11 protein-coding genes and 2 pseudogenes are annotated in these 13,604 nt (G+C 72.1%); 4 read left to right on the forward strand and 9 right to left on the reverse strand.

Translation table 11 applies throughout. From position 1 onward, the window contains the following. Positions 1–199 precede the first annotated feature (199 nt). Entirely contained in the window at positions 200–586 is a 387-nt protein-coding gene (locus ACIRBY_RS33965; RefSeq protein ID WP_403908020.1) for a MerR family transcriptional regulator, read from the reverse strand. Between the two features lie 98 nt (positions 587–684). Between ACIRBY_RS33965 and ACIRBY_RS33970 the strand changes: the two genes are divergently transcribed. Continuing rightward, entirely contained in the window at positions 685–1,473 is a 789-nt protein-coding gene (locus ACIRBY_RS33970; protein ID WP_403908022.1) for an amidohydrolase family protein, read from the forward strand. Between the two features lie 137 nt (positions 1,474–1,610). Here the strand turns inward: ACIRBY_RS33970 and ACIRBY_RS33975 are convergent, their stop codons facing one another. Both ACIRBY_RS33975 and ACIRBY_RS33980 read right to left on the reverse strand, forming a co-directional pair. Next, positions 1,611–1,919: a hypothetical protein gene (locus tag ACIRBY_RS33975; protein WP_403908024.1), complete on the reverse strand. Its 309-nt coding sequence runs from the start codon at positions 1,917–1,919 to the stop codon at positions 1,611–1,613. A 1,812-nt stretch (positions 1,920–3,731) separates the two neighbouring features. After that, complete coding sequence (locus tag ACIRBY_RS33980) at positions 3,732–4,376, reverse strand: TetR/AcrR family transcriptional regulator (RefSeq protein ID WP_403908026.1); 645 nt, start codon at positions 4,374–4,376, stop codon at positions 3,732–3,734. 90 nt (positions 4,377–4,466) lie between these two features. On the opposite strand from ACIRBY_RS33980, the gene ACIRBY_RS33985 reads away from it, so the two are divergent. Beyond that, the gene (locus ACIRBY_RS33985) at positions 4,467–4,880 is read left to right on the forward strand and encodes a DUF4345 domain-containing protein (protein ID WP_403908028.1); all 414 of its coding nucleotides are present in this window, start codon (positions 4,467–4,469) and stop codon (positions 4,878–4,880) included. 192 nt (positions 4,881–5,072) lie between these two features. Here ACIRBY_RS33985 and ACIRBY_RS33990 read toward each other — a convergent pair whose 3' ends face one another. The 3 genes from ACIRBY_RS33990 to ACIRBY_RS34000 form a co-directional block, all read right to left on the reverse strand. After that, on the reverse strand, positions 5,073–6,227 hold the full coding sequence (locus ACIRBY_RS33990) for a Fic family protein (protein WP_403908030.1): 1,155 nt from the start codon (positions 6,225–6,227) through the stop codon (positions 5,073–5,075). After that, on the reverse strand, positions 6,227–6,829 hold the full coding sequence (locus ACIRBY_RS33995) for a DUF6426 family protein (RefSeq protein ID WP_403908032.1): 603 nt from the start codon (positions 6,827–6,829) through the stop codon (positions 6,227–6,229). Before ACIRBY_RS33995 ends, ACIRBY_RS33990 begins: the two co-directional genes overlap by 1 nt. A gap of 109 nt (positions 6,830–6,938) precedes the next feature. Next, the gene (locus ACIRBY_RS34000) at positions 6,939–9,773 is read right to left on the reverse strand and encodes a LuxR C-terminal-related transcriptional regulator (protein WP_403908034.1); all 2,835 of its coding nucleotides are present in this window, start codon (positions 9,771–9,773) and stop codon (positions 6,939–6,941) included. A 102-nt stretch (positions 9,774–9,875) separates the two neighbouring features. Here ACIRBY_RS34000 and ACIRBY_RS34005 point away from each other — a divergent pair. Next, positions 9,876–10,055, forward strand: a pseudogene (locus ACIRBY_RS34005) (hypothetical protein); the annotation flags it as partial. 74 nt (positions 10,056–10,129) lie between these two features. Here the strand turns inward: ACIRBY_RS34005 and ACIRBY_RS34010 are convergent. Both ACIRBY_RS34010 and ACIRBY_RS34015 read right to left on the reverse strand, forming a co-directional pair. After that, entirely contained in the window at positions 10,130–10,864 is a 735-nt protein-coding gene (locus ACIRBY_RS34010; RefSeq protein ID WP_403908036.1) for a CAP domain-containing protein, read from the reverse strand. A gap of 329 nt (positions 10,865–11,193) precedes the next feature. Further along, on the reverse strand, positions 11,194–12,012 hold the full coding sequence (locus tag ACIRBY_RS34015; protein ID WP_403908038.1) for a hypothetical protein: 819 nt from the start codon (positions 12,010–12,012) through the stop codon (positions 11,194–11,196). A gap of 391 nt (positions 12,013–12,403) precedes the next feature. Here ACIRBY_RS34015 and ACIRBY_RS34020 point away from each other — a divergent pair. Continuing rightward, positions 12,404–12,786: pseudogene (locus ACIRBY_RS34020) on the forward strand (hypothetical protein); the annotation flags it as partial. A 649-nt stretch (positions 12,787–13,435) separates the two neighbouring features. Here the strand turns inward: ACIRBY_RS34020 and ACIRBY_RS34025 are convergent. Further along, positions 13,436–13,588: a hypothetical protein gene (locus ACIRBY_RS34025; protein WP_403908040.1), complete on the reverse strand. Its 153-nt coding sequence runs from the start codon at positions 13,586–13,588 to the stop codon at positions 13,436–13,438. Between the last annotated feature and the right edge of the window lie 16 nt (positions 13,589–13,604).

Raw genomic sequence — 13,604 nt, forward strand, 5'->3', positions numbered from 1 at the left:
GCGTCGGGCTTACGGGTCCGGCCCCGGTGCTGCTCTGCCCGGTGCCGGACTCGTAGGAAGAGGTCCCTCCTTCTCGCCGACATCCCCGGCACCAGTGACCCCACCACGCTCCTGAACGCCGCAAACGGGTCCCGGCCTGAGTGTTTCAGTTGGCGGACGAGCGCGTGACCGCGGTTCTCACCCGCGACAACGCGGCCATTCACGGGACGTGAGCGTCCGCCGTCCGGTCCCGGCCTGCCGAGTTCTCGGTGGCGGCGATCGTCCGGCGCAGAAGGCTTCGTGCGGTCTCCAGGTCGGCGGCACGCTGGTCGAGGACGTCCAGCTGGTCGCGGAGGCTGGGGAGAACGCCGGGACAGGGGCGCAGCGTTGCCGCGTCGTGGGTGCAGGGCAGGACCTGGCGGATGATGCGGGTGGGCAGGCCCGCGGCCAGCAAGGCGCGGATGCGCCGCACCGTCTCCACCGTCTCGTCGTCGTACTCGCGATAGCCGTTGGTACGGCGCTCCGAGCGGATCAGCTCCATCCGCTCGTAGTAGCGCAGCAAGCGCTCGCTGACACCGACTCGACGCGACAGCTCACCGATCAGCACCGGCCGGCTCCTTCCCACTTGACCTTCCCACTGTGTCAGGGGGCAACAGTGCACCGGTCGGCCGCATTCCGGGCCGTTCGTCAAGGAGGGAATGACCGTTGATCATCGATGCGCACAGCCACGTCCACGACCCCGTCGAGGAACATGTGGGGCTACTGGACGAGGCCGGGGTGGACCGTGCCGTGCTGTTCGCCACCCGTCCACACCCGGAGCGGGCCGGTGACCTTGCCTCGCTACGCCGGGAGATGGCGATCCTGGACGAGGCCGTCGGAGGCCGGGCCGGCACGGCCGAGGGATATCGCTGCGCGTGGGGGGAACTGGACGCCGCACTCGCCGCACGGCCCGAGCGGTTCATCGGCTTCCTGGCCGTACCTTTGGAACCGGAGCCGCAACAGATTGCCGCGACCGTGGAACGCGAGGTCGTCGGGCGTGGGTTGCACGGGATCGGCGAGCTGACGCCACCGCCCGGACGGGCGGGGATGATCGAACCGGTGCTCCAGGCTGCGGCCGATCACGGCCGGCTGCCTGTGGTCGTGCACGGATCCGCCCCGACCACGGCGGACGATCTCAGGACGCTGTCAGCGCTCGCCGGCCGGTATCCGACGGTTCCGCTGGTGGTCAGCCAGCTCGGAGGGCTCAACTGGATGGAGGCCGTCGAGCTGGTCCGGGACACTCCGAACATGTACCTGGAGCTGTCCACGGCCAACGTCGTCTTCGCGGTCCGGCTGGCCATCAAGGAGATCCCGGACCGGACCCTGTTCGGCTCGGACGCCCCGTACGGTGACCCCGTCCTCGCCCGGGCGATGGTGGAGCGGGTCACCACCCCGGGCGAGGTACGCGACCGGGTACTCGGCGGCACGATCGCCGAACTGGTCGGGCTCGACTGAGGCGGCCCGGCGTTTCCCGGGCGCTCGTGTCCCCGGGCTGGAGCTTCCCGAGGATCTGGCCTCGGCGGCGTCCGAGGCCCGTCGCCGGACGGTCCTCGACTGCGCCGGGGAACCGATCGCGCACGGCGCGGTGACCGTCAGGCCCGGTGCCTGAGCCAGAGGTTCACCCGCTGGACACCGTTCCCGAAGTACCCCGGTGCGCAGTAGTAGTACTCCTGGGGATCCCGGGGATGCACGCGGTCGAGCCCGACGTTCCCCACGTACTTCTCCTTGTTGCACCCGTTCCAGTTGTCGGCGCTGTCGCCCGTGTCGTAGGTGCGCACCAGGTCGTTGACGTACGAGACGCTGACCGCCGCGAAAGCCGTCCCGGTGCTCGCGGTCAGCGTTCCGGTGGCTGCGGCTCCCGCCAGCAGAAGGGCCGCCGATACCCGTGTGATGCGCTTCATGAACGGAATCTCCTTCGTCGTGGACACGGCTCCGGAGCCTCGCCCGCGGAGCAGCACCACTGTGCCGTCTAGGTCACACGGGTGGCATCAGTCATTTGACTGCCGTCTACGCCCCCTGCAGCAGGCACCGCAGCCGCCACGGCGGACCCGGCGCCCCAGTCCGAGAAGAACACGTTCGGCGACACCATCGGCAAGACCTTCACCCCTTCGGCGCTGCGGGTGGAGCGGCAGTGCACCGGGCGTCAGTGCCTGAGCCGGCCGCCAAGTCGGACGCTCCGGGTCGTCGTCCACCACGTGCCGGGTCCGGTGGGAGCTGAGGTATCCCCCGATCGGTGCCGCCCGGCACCCACCCGTGTTCTTTTGGCGAACTCGAACCGCAGATAGCCTGTCAGCAAGCGGGTAGGACACGGTGAGGGTGCTGCCGCGTCAGGAGTAGTGACCAACGGCAGGCGATCTGTCGTGGGTGCGCTGCGCTGCCGACACTGCCACGAGGGGGAGCCATGGGGTATGTGGTGGCTGCCGCGCGGGCGGCGGCCGTGATCGTCGCTGCCTGGCTGGCGCTGTTCGCGCTGATGCTGCTGCTGGGATCGCTTCTGCCAGGTCCCAGGCCCCACGGCAGCCTCTGGTCCACGGTCCTCATGCTGTGGCTGCTCTCGCTGCTCCTCGGGCCGCTGGTCGCCTGCGTCGCGTTACGCCGGTGGATCGCAGGCGGCCGAGCCGGGAGTCCGGATGTACCTCTTCCTCCTGGACCGTACGCGCGAGCCGAGCAGGACACGCCGCAGTCCGGCGGCCATACGTGGCGGACGGACGCGCCACCTCCTCCGCGGTCCGACGAGCAGAGGCACTTCCAGGCCCCGCGTGCAGCAGAGGACCCGGACGCCGAGGCCCGGCGACAGGCCCGTGCGGAAGCCGAGCGGAAGCATGCAGAAGCTGAGCGCGACGCCCGCGCGCAAGCCGAGCGGGCGCGTCAGGAGGAGGTTCGACGACGAGCAAGGCGCAACCGGCGGCTGCGCGAACGGGGTCGGCGGTACTGACAAGGCGCAGGCCATCTGGGCGATGTCGCCGCCCGCTCCGGAACGGCGCCACCGCTACCCCGGCGGGCCGTGGGTGCGGGTACGCAGGGGGGCGTGCTGAGTTGGTACACGGCGTGGGCCGTCTGCTCCGGTGCGCCAGGGCGTCGCGGGTGAGTTGGGAAGCCGGGTCTGCTTGGCTGGTGTCCGCATCGGGGCTGCCGCTCGTGGAGGACGGCATGCCGACGTCCGCCGTGTGCTGGGGTACTCGGAGTCGTTCGCGATGCACGACCCGCAGCGGTCTCTGGTCCTGCCGGACGAACTGCTCAACATGGACGCACCCGACCACACCCGGCTGCGGCGCGTCCTGACACCCGAGTTCACGCTGAAGCGGATCCGCCGTCTCACCCCGGTGACCGAAGCCATCGTGGACCGGCTCCTGGACGCCATGGAGTCGAGGGGAGCTCCGGCGGACCTGGTCCGCGACCTCGCCCTGCCGCTGCCGGGCATGGTGATCTGCGACCTGCCCCGTCTCCCACGTCGCCTTCGGCCATGGAGCCCACCACTGCATCGGAGCCCTCCTCGCCCGCGCCGGGGAGTGAGGGAGGCGGCGGGCTCGGCCGGGCGCAGGCCCGGTGCGCGGCCGGCGGGCGCGCTGCGGCGTCGGCGATGGTGTCGAAGCGAAGGAGACCTCTCTCCACGGCCGGTCGAAGGAGCATCCGGGCCGTACGGAGGGCATGCCGCGGGTCCTGAGGCTGACGCGGCAGTTCGCAGGCCTCGCATGCCCCCGTCCGGGCATCCCTTACGGGGCAGTGCTTGAGGCGCCCGCGCCTGGCCCTTGAGGCGGCCAGTCGGGGGCGGGGTCGTGGGGGAGCAGGGGGCGGAGGGCGCCGAGAACCGCACCGATGCAGACGTCGCGCAGCTGGATGCGCGTGCACGTTTCGTGGGTGAGCCAGTCGACGCAGAGGACCTGGACGAAGACGAGCCAGCTCTTCAGGACACCGGACACGGCCTCGCGCGCGTCGTCGTCCGCGAGGGGGAGGACGGCCAGCAGACGCGTGCGGAGTGCGTCCAGCTCGTTCGTCATGATCGTCTGGATCACCGGGTCGCCGGCGAGGACCCGGTTCGCGGTGAGGACGGCGTTGCGGTTGGCCACGAAATAGTCGAGGTGGACGTCCATGCCCTGGATCAGCTGCTCCACCAGGGAGTCGGCGGGGTCGAGCCGTGTCTCGACGAGCAGCCGGTCCGCCGCCTGCTGGTAGACGGCTGCGAAGAGGGCCTGCTTGCTGGGGAAGTGACGGTAGAGCAGGGCCCTGGAGACACCGGCCTCTTCGGCGACCTCTTCCATGAGCACGTCGGCGTAGGGGTGGGAGGCGAAGAGCCGTGCGCCGACGGTGAGGAGGTGGGCGCGGCGGTCGGCGGGGGTGAGCCGCTGGCGGGGAGACACGGACGCAGCCTAGTTGACACGGGTCCACCAGCGCCCCGATCGTAGTAGACGTCTGTCAACTAAGCTTCGCCGAGGCGGCTTGGAGGAACCATGGCAAGGGTTCTGCGCACACTCACGGAGCTGATGGGCTGGTCCTGTGTGCTCATCGGCCTGTCCCATGTGGCACTAGGCAACGCGGCCATCCCCGGCGCCGGTTCCGCCGGCGCGACGGTCGACAGCTGGGGCCGGTTCATGGGCGCCGCCTTCGCCGGCTACGGGCTGGCCTGGCTCTGGGCCGCACGGCAGCGCCCGATCCCGGCCCGGGCGGTGCGGTGGCTGGCCGCCGTCTTCCTGCTGGGCGGCGTGGGCCGGCTGCTCTCGCTCGCCGCGCACGGCTGGCCGCACTGGTTCCAGATCGCGCTGGCCGTGATCGAGCTCGGCATGCCACCGGTCTTCTTCTGGCTCGCCGACGCGGAGGAGCGGGCCCTGCGCGGCAACACGGAGGCCGTGTCCACCGGGCGGTGAACGCGTGCACCCGCGTCTGGGTCGATGGCCCGGCCGGGGAGGCCGCCCGAACGGCCCGAGGAGGGCGGGCCGGGCTCGGGACCGTGCTCCAGCTGCGGCTGCGGAGGCGGGCGCTCTCGTACCGAGTCGTCGAGGCGCTGACCGGGATCGACCAGCTCAAGCAGCTCGGCGCCCTCAGGAACCCAGGAGTCCCTACCGACGGGGAGTCCGCGCAACAGAAGCCCCGCCTCCGCTGCACACCCGAGGACCCCCGGAGCCGCCGAGCCCCCGTCCGGGAGGCTCCTCGCCCTCGTAGGGGGCATCGAGGAGGCTCAGCAGGCCCGGGTGGACGAGCGCATCCCGCAGGCGGGGGTGGGGGGCGAGGATCCCGGCATCGCGCAGCCGGGCCAGTGCGGGGCCGGGGTCGTGCGTGGTGCGCCCGCGCAGCCACTGCGCCGACACCGCCACGCCGCACCGCAGCTGCCGCAACACGTCGGCCGCGGCCGGGTCGTCCGCGACCCGGCCGAGCGCCGTGTCGAGGAGGGTCCCGTACGCGGTGACGGTGGCGGTCCGGTGCCGGGACGTCTCGGTGACCGCGCGGGCGAACAGAGCGCCCCACCGCTCCCAGTCCCCGTCGGCCCCGGCGACGACGGCCTCGTCGTGCTCGGCCCGGTGGGCGTCGACCCAGCCCTCGACGTCGAGGAGGAGGCCGGGCAGCAGGCCCGCGCCCACCAGGTCGCACTGGGCGAGCAGGCGGGCGGTGCGGCCGTTGCCGTCCGGGAAGGGGTGGACGGTGAAGAGCCTCAGCATCCCGAACGCCGCGGCGTCCAGGGCCGGCGAGGCCGTGCGCACGGCCCAGCGGTACCAGCGCTCCACGTGGCCGTGCAGGGCCCGGCCGGGCGCGACGGCGACGGCGAAGCGACGGCCGTCGGGCCAGGTGATCCGTGCGGGGGCGCGGCGGAAGCCTCCGGGACCGGGGATGTTCGGGTCTCCCGCCACGAGCATCCGGTGCAGCGCGGCGAGCGCGTCCGGGGTGAAGCAGGGCCGCTGGCCGGGCCGTTGGCGCAGTTCGTCCCGGACCGAGGCGACGGCGAGGAGACCGGCCTCGGTGCGGGCCTGGGCAGCGTCGGCGAGCCGCTCGGCGAGCAGCGCGGGATCGGCGCGGCCCACGTGTCTCAGGTGCAGCCGGGTTCGGACCCTGGGGCGGTGGAAGAGGTCGGGGTTGCCGAGGTGGAGGGCTGCGGCCGCGGTCAGGGCGGCCAGCGCGCCATGGGCGCGGGCCCGGGCGTCGGCCGGTACGCACTCGGCGTCCAGCGGCGGTACGACGGGAGGGATCCGCCGTACCGCCGCGGTGGCGGGGACTGCCATCAGCAGCCGTGTACCGAGATCACGCCGGTGGGGGCGGTGACGTTGACCGCCTGGGTGCTCTGGCCGGCGCTGCTCGTGGTCGTGATCGCGTAGACGTTGGTCTGCCACTCGACGTACACGCCGATGCTCTGGCCCGGGCTGACGCTGGTGTGCAGGCCGTAGGACTTCTCCACCGAGGTGTTGAGTTCGGTCCCCAGCGCGGCCTTGAGCGCGCCGGACACTTCGGCCGTCAGGCCCGCGTTGACCTTCACCGACACGTTGTACTTGATGTTCTGGTCGATCCCGAGGACGGTCTGGCCGGTGTTGCGGACGCACTTGAACTGGTCGTCGATCGCCTCCTCCCACTTCGCCCCCTGGCTGACGACGACCGCGGTGGTGTGCGAGCCGCTCCCGCCGCCGCCCCCGTACCAGGGCTGGCCGCTGTGGTCCGACTCGGGCGGGTTGTGCCCGATGACGACGATGGGGTCGTTGACGTTGTCCCAGGGGTCGCAGCTCGTATAGCAGTCGGCGGCGGCCGCCGTCTGCGGAACCACCAGGGCCGGTACGGCGGTGAGGACGGTGACGCCGAGTGCCACGGCACCCAGGGCGGTCTTGAGCTGCACGGTCTCTCCACGGGAGGTGAGTCGGGGGTGGGTGCGGGATGCGCACCCTTTCGTGGAGGAGTCTCACGGCCGCCCGCGCGGCGGACATCCGTAGGTCTACGCAAGGCACCTACGCAACCGGGGCCCCCAGGCCCGTCTGCGGCGGCCCGAGCAGCCGGGTGAGGGCCACCCGCGAGGAGACACCGAGCTTGCGGTAGGCACTGCCGAGGTGGGTGTCGACGGTCCGGGTGCTGAGGACGAGGCGTTCGGCGACCTGCCGCGAGGACAGTCCGGCGGCGGCGAGTTCGGCCACCTCCCGCTCCCGGGCGCTGAGTGCGGCGAGCGGACCCGACGGGCGGGAGGCGGGGGCGGCGGCCGTGAGGGCGGCCCGGGCCCGCGCGCCGTCCTCGCACAGGCGCAGCGCCCCGCACCCCCGCGCGGCCTCCAGAGCCTCGTCGAGCGGGCCGAGGGCCGCCGCGGGGCCGTGCGCAGCGGCCAGGGCCGGGGTCGCGGCGATCACTGTCCACGCCTGCTGGACCGGCATCCGCAGGGCCTTGAAGGCCCGGGCGGCGTCCAGGGAGAGCGCGGCGGCGCGTACGGGATCACCCTGGGCGAGGGCGAGGGCGGCTCCCGCCCGGTCCGCCTGCGCCTGCTGGAACGCGGGTCTGCCGAGCCGTTCGGCCGAGGCGTCCGCCGCCCGGGCGGCGCGGGCGGCCGCGGCCAGGTCCCCGCACTGGGCCGCCGCCGTGGTCATCAGCGCGAACAGGGAGGGACGGGAGGGGGGTTGGAGCAGGGCGAGGTCCTCGCCGCCGCCCTCGACCAGCGTACGCAGACAAGCGGCCGGGTCGCCGCCCACCAGCCGGGCCACCGCGAGCAGCCCCAGGGCCGATCCCGCCCACCAGCCGGTGCCGGGCACGGTGGCCCGCAGCCCCGCCTCGGCCAGCTCCACCACCTCGGCTGTCCTGCGCCGCGGGGCCGCCCACAACAGGGCGGCGGAGCGCAGGGCGATGGCGAGTCCTGCCGCGTCCGGGGCGCCGATCTCCCCCGCCAGCCGCTCCGCCTCGCGGGCGTGCTGCAGCGCCGCGTCGAGACGGCCGGCCCACTGGTCCAGGAGCGACAGGCCGAGCAGCTGGTTGACCGCGATGTGCTTGTGCGCGCCCCCGCCCGCCGTCGCCAGGCCCCGCGCGAGGTGGCGGCGGGCGTCGGCGAACCGCTCCACGAACAGCTCGGCACAGCCCAGAAGTGCCAGCACCTCGGGGGCGCGCCCCGCCACGGTGTCGGGACGGGAGTCGACGCGCCGGGCCCACCGGGCGACCGCGGGGGCGGCGCGCGCGAAGTCGCCGACGTAGCTGTCGCAGAAGGCGGCGAGGACGCCGAGCGCGGTGCGTCCGTCCTCGTCCGCCGCCGCGGCGGCGGCCCGGGCGGCCTCATGGGCCAGGCCGCGGACCTCGGAAGCCGTTCCGCGCAGCGCGTGCAGGAGGCCGTAGTCGAAGACGAGGCCGGCCGTTTCCGCGGGGAGGGGCGCGGACAGGGGCCGGGCCAGCCCGTCGACGACCGTACGGGCCGTCGCGTCGGCCTCCTCGTACCGGCCGAGGAGGCGCTCGACCCCGACGCACAGGGCCAGGGCCTCCGTACGGAGCCGGCCGGGCAGGGCGCCGGGGGTGCGCAGGAGCTCATGGGCCAGGCCCCGCGCCTCCTCGGGACGGCCGGCGGCGGTGAGCGCCCGGCAGCAGTCCAGGGCGAGGCGCGCACGCCCTGCCGAGCCCGAGCTTCCGGCCGGCGCGTATGCGAGGGTGAGGCGCAGCCAGCGGGCGGCGGTGGCGGGCTCGCCGGCGAGGGCCTCGGCGGCCCCCTCGGCGAGTACGCGCAGGGCCCGGGCGGGATCGGCTGCCGCGGGCAGCGCGTGTTCGGCGTGCCGGGCGCGGGCCGCGGCCCCGGCACCGCGGGTGTCGAGGAGGTCGAGGGCGCGCAGGTGGGCGTCCTGGAGCAGGCCGGGGTTCATCCGGTGGCGCAGGAGGTGTCCCAGGACGGGGTGGCGGAAGACCAGCGTGCCGGCCAGTTCGCCGGAGCGGATCAGGTCGGCGGCGGCGAGGGCGCCGAGGGCCGCGGCGGCGCGGTCGCCGCGGTACCCGGCCACGTGCGCGGCGTCGCCGGGGCGGAACGGTTCTCCGAGGACGGCCGCGGCGGCCAGCACCTCGGCGCAGTCGCCGGGGAGGGCTTCGAGTTCGGCGAGCACCGGCGCCGCGGCGCGCAGCAGCGGGCCCGCCGCCGCCTCGGACCGGGCCGGCCACTGGTCGGGGTCGTGGCCCGCGGCGAGCAGGACGCGCAGGGCGCGCGGGTTGCCGAGGGAGCCGGCCGCCAGCCTCTCGGCCGGGCCGCGGTGTCCGCCGGACAGCGCGGTGATGGCCTCGGCGTCCAGCGGAGCGGGTTCCACGCGTACGAGGTGCCCCGCGTGCCAGGCGTCGTCCAGGGTGGCGAGCAGGGCCGGCGGGGTCTGGCGGGGCCGCAGGGCGAGGGCCAGGACCAGCGGGCGGGCGGCGCACTCCTCGACGAGGAGCTCCAGCAGCCGGACCGTGGCGGGGTCGGCGTGGTGGAGGTCGTCCAGGACGAGGACGCTCCCGCGGCCGCCGCCGCGCCGCGCGCACCCGTCGAGCAGGGCCCGTACCAGCTCGTGGTCCGCGGCATCCTCCCACCGCGGGCCGGGCGCCGGGAGCGCGGACCGTTCCCAGGCTTCGCGTAACACCTGGTACGGTCCGGCCCCGGCGGAACGGGCCCGGGACCGCAGCACAGGGGTGCCCCCTTCGGCGGCGAGCCGGGCGAGCAGGTTCAGCAGGGCGGTCTTCCCGGTGCCTGGGTCCCCCGCGATCTCCAGAACCGTGCCGCGGCCCACGGCGAGGCCCTCGACGGCGCGGGCGAGCGCCGCGCTCTCCTCCCGCCGCCCCGCCAACGCCGGTGCCTCTGACACGGCTTCCCCCCTCCGCGCGCCCCGGAGGGCGACTGCGGGAAATGCTAACGATCTTCACAAGAACGTGACAAGGAGGAGGCGCCCGCGGGAGTGCGTGACGGGGGTCGACACCGACGTCCGGATCCCCGACGAATACGGCCCCCCGACGGACCACCGGCCTGCACGTTCAATCTGCACGCGGACAAGGCACACGACATCCCCGACCTGCGAAAACGATTCTGCGGGAAACGAATCAGCGTCCGCATCGCCCGCAAAGGCATCGAGTCATCAGAACGGCTCGGGTGGTACGCGGGTTTCGGTTCGAGTGGCCATCGGTCCCGGCCGCAAGGAGGTGGGGGTTGTGGGCGTGGGCCCCGTTAGCGTTGACAGCCTCCGAATGTCTGGACGTATGTCGCAGCCGGGCTGGTTGTTCCGGCGGCTGGATCCGCGCTGCCCAACTCCGCGCGCAAAGCCATCTGTTGAAAATTCGGGTCGAGCATGTTTGCGCGATGCCCCGGACTGGTTTCCCAGGCCCTGTACGCCGCGATTGGCGTCACATAGTCAGAGCCCCATCCTGTGTAGGTATTCTCAGCGTCCCAGTATTTCGTGCAGCCTTTCCCGAAGCCGTTAGCCTTCGCGCGATCGTCCGGGGTCGTGTGCGTCACAGGGTTGATATGCGGATTGCATCTCTGTGGCTTGTCAGGCCAGTATGGGCACATGTTGGCGGGCACCTGACCAACGGCTCCCCACCACCGCATTTTGACTGCGGCCTGCGCATGGTCATATGCGGCACCTCGGATTCCACGCTGCATGCCGGGGAGGAGCAGGTAAATTTTGAGTCCCGGCAGACCGTTTGCCTGGCGTAGCCCGTTGACCAGGCAAAGAACCGCAGCTTCCATTCGGGAATTCTGTAGCATGAAGTTTGCATGACCGATAGGCGTGTGAGGGTAGGCGGATTCCGGCTTGAGTATCATGTCTTGATCCTGGCAGTACGGCGCGTGTCTGCGGCTTGCACTCGCCGTCGATGCTGCGGCATCAACTGATGGCGCCGTCAGCGCGGTCGCCAGAATGAGCGCACTCGCGAGTGAGGTCACGGTCTTCTTGGCTCGCATGTCAGACTTCTTCCGCACGACGAGAACCGTTGCAGCGGTTCTCCGTCGGGAAACCGGCTTGGGAGGCTCTCCCTCGCTGAGGCAGTAGCCGAATCCTCTGCCGGCATAGCTGCACGTTCAACCGTCTACCGCCGAGGGACGCTGCGAACGTTTATTCCCGGCCCGCCTTCACTTCCGTCTTACAACTCCCACCCCTACCTGTCCAATCGAGAGACTGTCGCAATGCCGGCCTCTCCTCACACTGGCAAGGCCGAGGAAGGGTTCGCGTCGCCGGGTGGTGGCAGACATCGACTGACATGTGGTTCCGGCTTGGATCCCGACCGGTGTGACTACGGCGCTGGCGCGGGAGGCTGCTGCTCGGATGCCTGTCCGCGCTGCCGGCCGAGGCTCGAGCGGCGCAGTGCAGGACTTGCGTCACCGACTTCGTGCATTTTCATCCCGGTGGTCAGGACGTCCTTTGCGATCTGGGCGAGTAGCTCGTCGCGCATGGGCGGCTCAAGGCGGTCGACGATGCGTTCGGCTGAAAGGAAGTACTGGTTGATCACGGGCTGGTTGAAGTACTGGTTGAGCTGTTGTAGTGAGCGGTCGTAGACGACCATGAACGTCTTGCTGAGGTAGCCGACGAAGGCAGTGGAGACGGCTGCGAGGGAACCGATGAAGATCCGCTCGCCGAGGGCGTTGAACTGCATCGATGCGATGAACGCCACGACGAGGACCAGCAGTCCTACGATCATGGCGCCGATGCTGCTGTAGAATGACTTATTCGCCTGCTTCGTTGCGATGCCGTGGTATCGATCGAGGAGGATGCGGTTGAAGTTGACGAGGCTCGCCAGCTCCATCCTCTCCTGCAGATGATCAGCGGCGTTCTCGAACCGCTCGCGTTCCGCACGCTGCACAGCTGTCTTGCGCTGTTCTCGCAGGATCAGCGCCGCACCGAGCGCGACAGTAAAGAGCACGACGATAGCTGCCGTCACTGGAAGAAACCAGGTCGGGAGCGCTTCGACACTGCCGCCTTTCCCCTGCGATGGCAGGGTTGCGATGAGGGCAGTCATTGTCATTCCGGTTGCTGAGAAGCCCGCGAGGTAGATGATCCTTTCAAGCACGCCCGCGCTCTCGGCGACCTGTTTCGCATGCGTAGCCGCTGACATGAAACCCATCGTGCCCCCACGCTCTCGGTTCGAGGCGCCAGCCTAGCGAGAACGGGTTCTATGCCGCGGTGCGTTCTGCCATCTGCAGCCGCAGCACTTCGCTGTGCCCGTACTGCTTCTGGCAGCCGCCGCATCGGAAGCGGGGGTGTCGAGCCGAAATGGGTGGTGAGGTGCCCGGGACCGCGCTGAAGAGCTGGCTCGGCCGACGCCACCGGCTCGCCCTCCACGCGGACCACGTAGACGGAGGCACCCGACTCCTGCGTGATGCCGTCACCACCATCGACGCGCACAGCCCGCCGGCGGCGGACGGTATTCCCACTACAACGGCACTGGGCTCACCCCCCCGGTGGACGCCGACGGCCGGGCAGGCCTGAGCCGCCGCCGGCAGCCGGCGCGAGAGCTCGGCTACCTGACCGCGGAGGAGTTCGGGTATGTCCTGGCCAAGCGCCGGGAGACCTCGGGCGAGGACCTCTCCGCCTGGTTCACCAGCCCCCAGGCCTACGAGTACCTATGCGCGCAGGCGCGAGCTGGTCCGCCGGGACCTGCGCCGGGCCCCGCTGGCCGCGGCGGGCCTGCTGGACCGGCGGCGCTACGCGAAAGACTGCCGGGTCGGGGCCGCCAACCCGGCGCAGGGGCGGCGTACCGCTTCGAGGCCGGCCGCTGGGGGCAGCGGGTCAGCATCCCCTGCCCGGTCTGCTGACACCGGCTGCGCGTCCCGGTGCGCGGGCGGCTGCGGGCGCGCTGTGTCGCACGGAGCTGGAGTGCGACACCTGAACCACGGGGCCGCCGGCCCCGTCACAGGACCCCGCCGCAGCTGCCACCACACCCGGGGCTGTGCGCGCGATGTGGGGCACCATGGCGCCTGCGGCGGTCCGGGCGGCGCGGGAGCGGCCCGCGTACAAGCCCGTATGGGATCTGGCTCACGGTGGTGGTGATGAGTACCGCACAGCGATCCGTTCCGCGAGCTCCTCGGGCGGCGCCGGACCGTGCCCGGCGGCAGGCCCGGGGCCCCAGCGGTCGGTCCAGGCCTGAAGGGCCTGGACGTGTGGCTGGTTGGTCCAGTAGACGCCTCGTACAAGGGGGTGCCACAGCGTCTCGGGCAGGGCGAGGTCCAGCCAGCCGGTGAGTCCGAGTCAGGCGTGCGGGACGGTGCCGCCCAGTGTCTGACCGGACGTCGGGGCGTCGGCGGGGACGGGCTCCCACTCGCGCAGCAGTCCGCGGTGTTTCAGCTCGTCGCCCGCCCCGGCGCCAGGGTGAGGGTCTGCCTCGGGCGGTGCAGGCCGTTCTCCCGCCGCTGGTGCCGTGCAGCGCGGATCCGGGCCGGGACAGCGCGTCGCTGTGCGCCCCGCAGCAGGTCCAGGCCCTCCCGTTGGCCGCTGGCCAGACCTGGGACCTGCTTTCGCGAGCGGCGGCCGTTCCTGGGTCAGGAGCCGGTGTGCACGTCGTCGATGGTGGGGCCGGCGCCGAGGGGGTCGAAGGTGAAGCTGACGGCGGTCCCGGTTGCCGGCGGGAGCGGCAGCAGGTCGGCTACGACGAGCAGTGGTGCGGTGGGTGACCAGGTGCTGGCGGCGTTCACGACGCCGATGGGAACC

The organism is Streptomyces sp. NPDC096136 (assembly GCF_044763325.1).
In the GTDB taxonomy this organism is placed as follows: Bacteria; Actinomycetota; Actinomycetes; order Streptomycetales; family Streptomycetaceae; genus Streptomyces.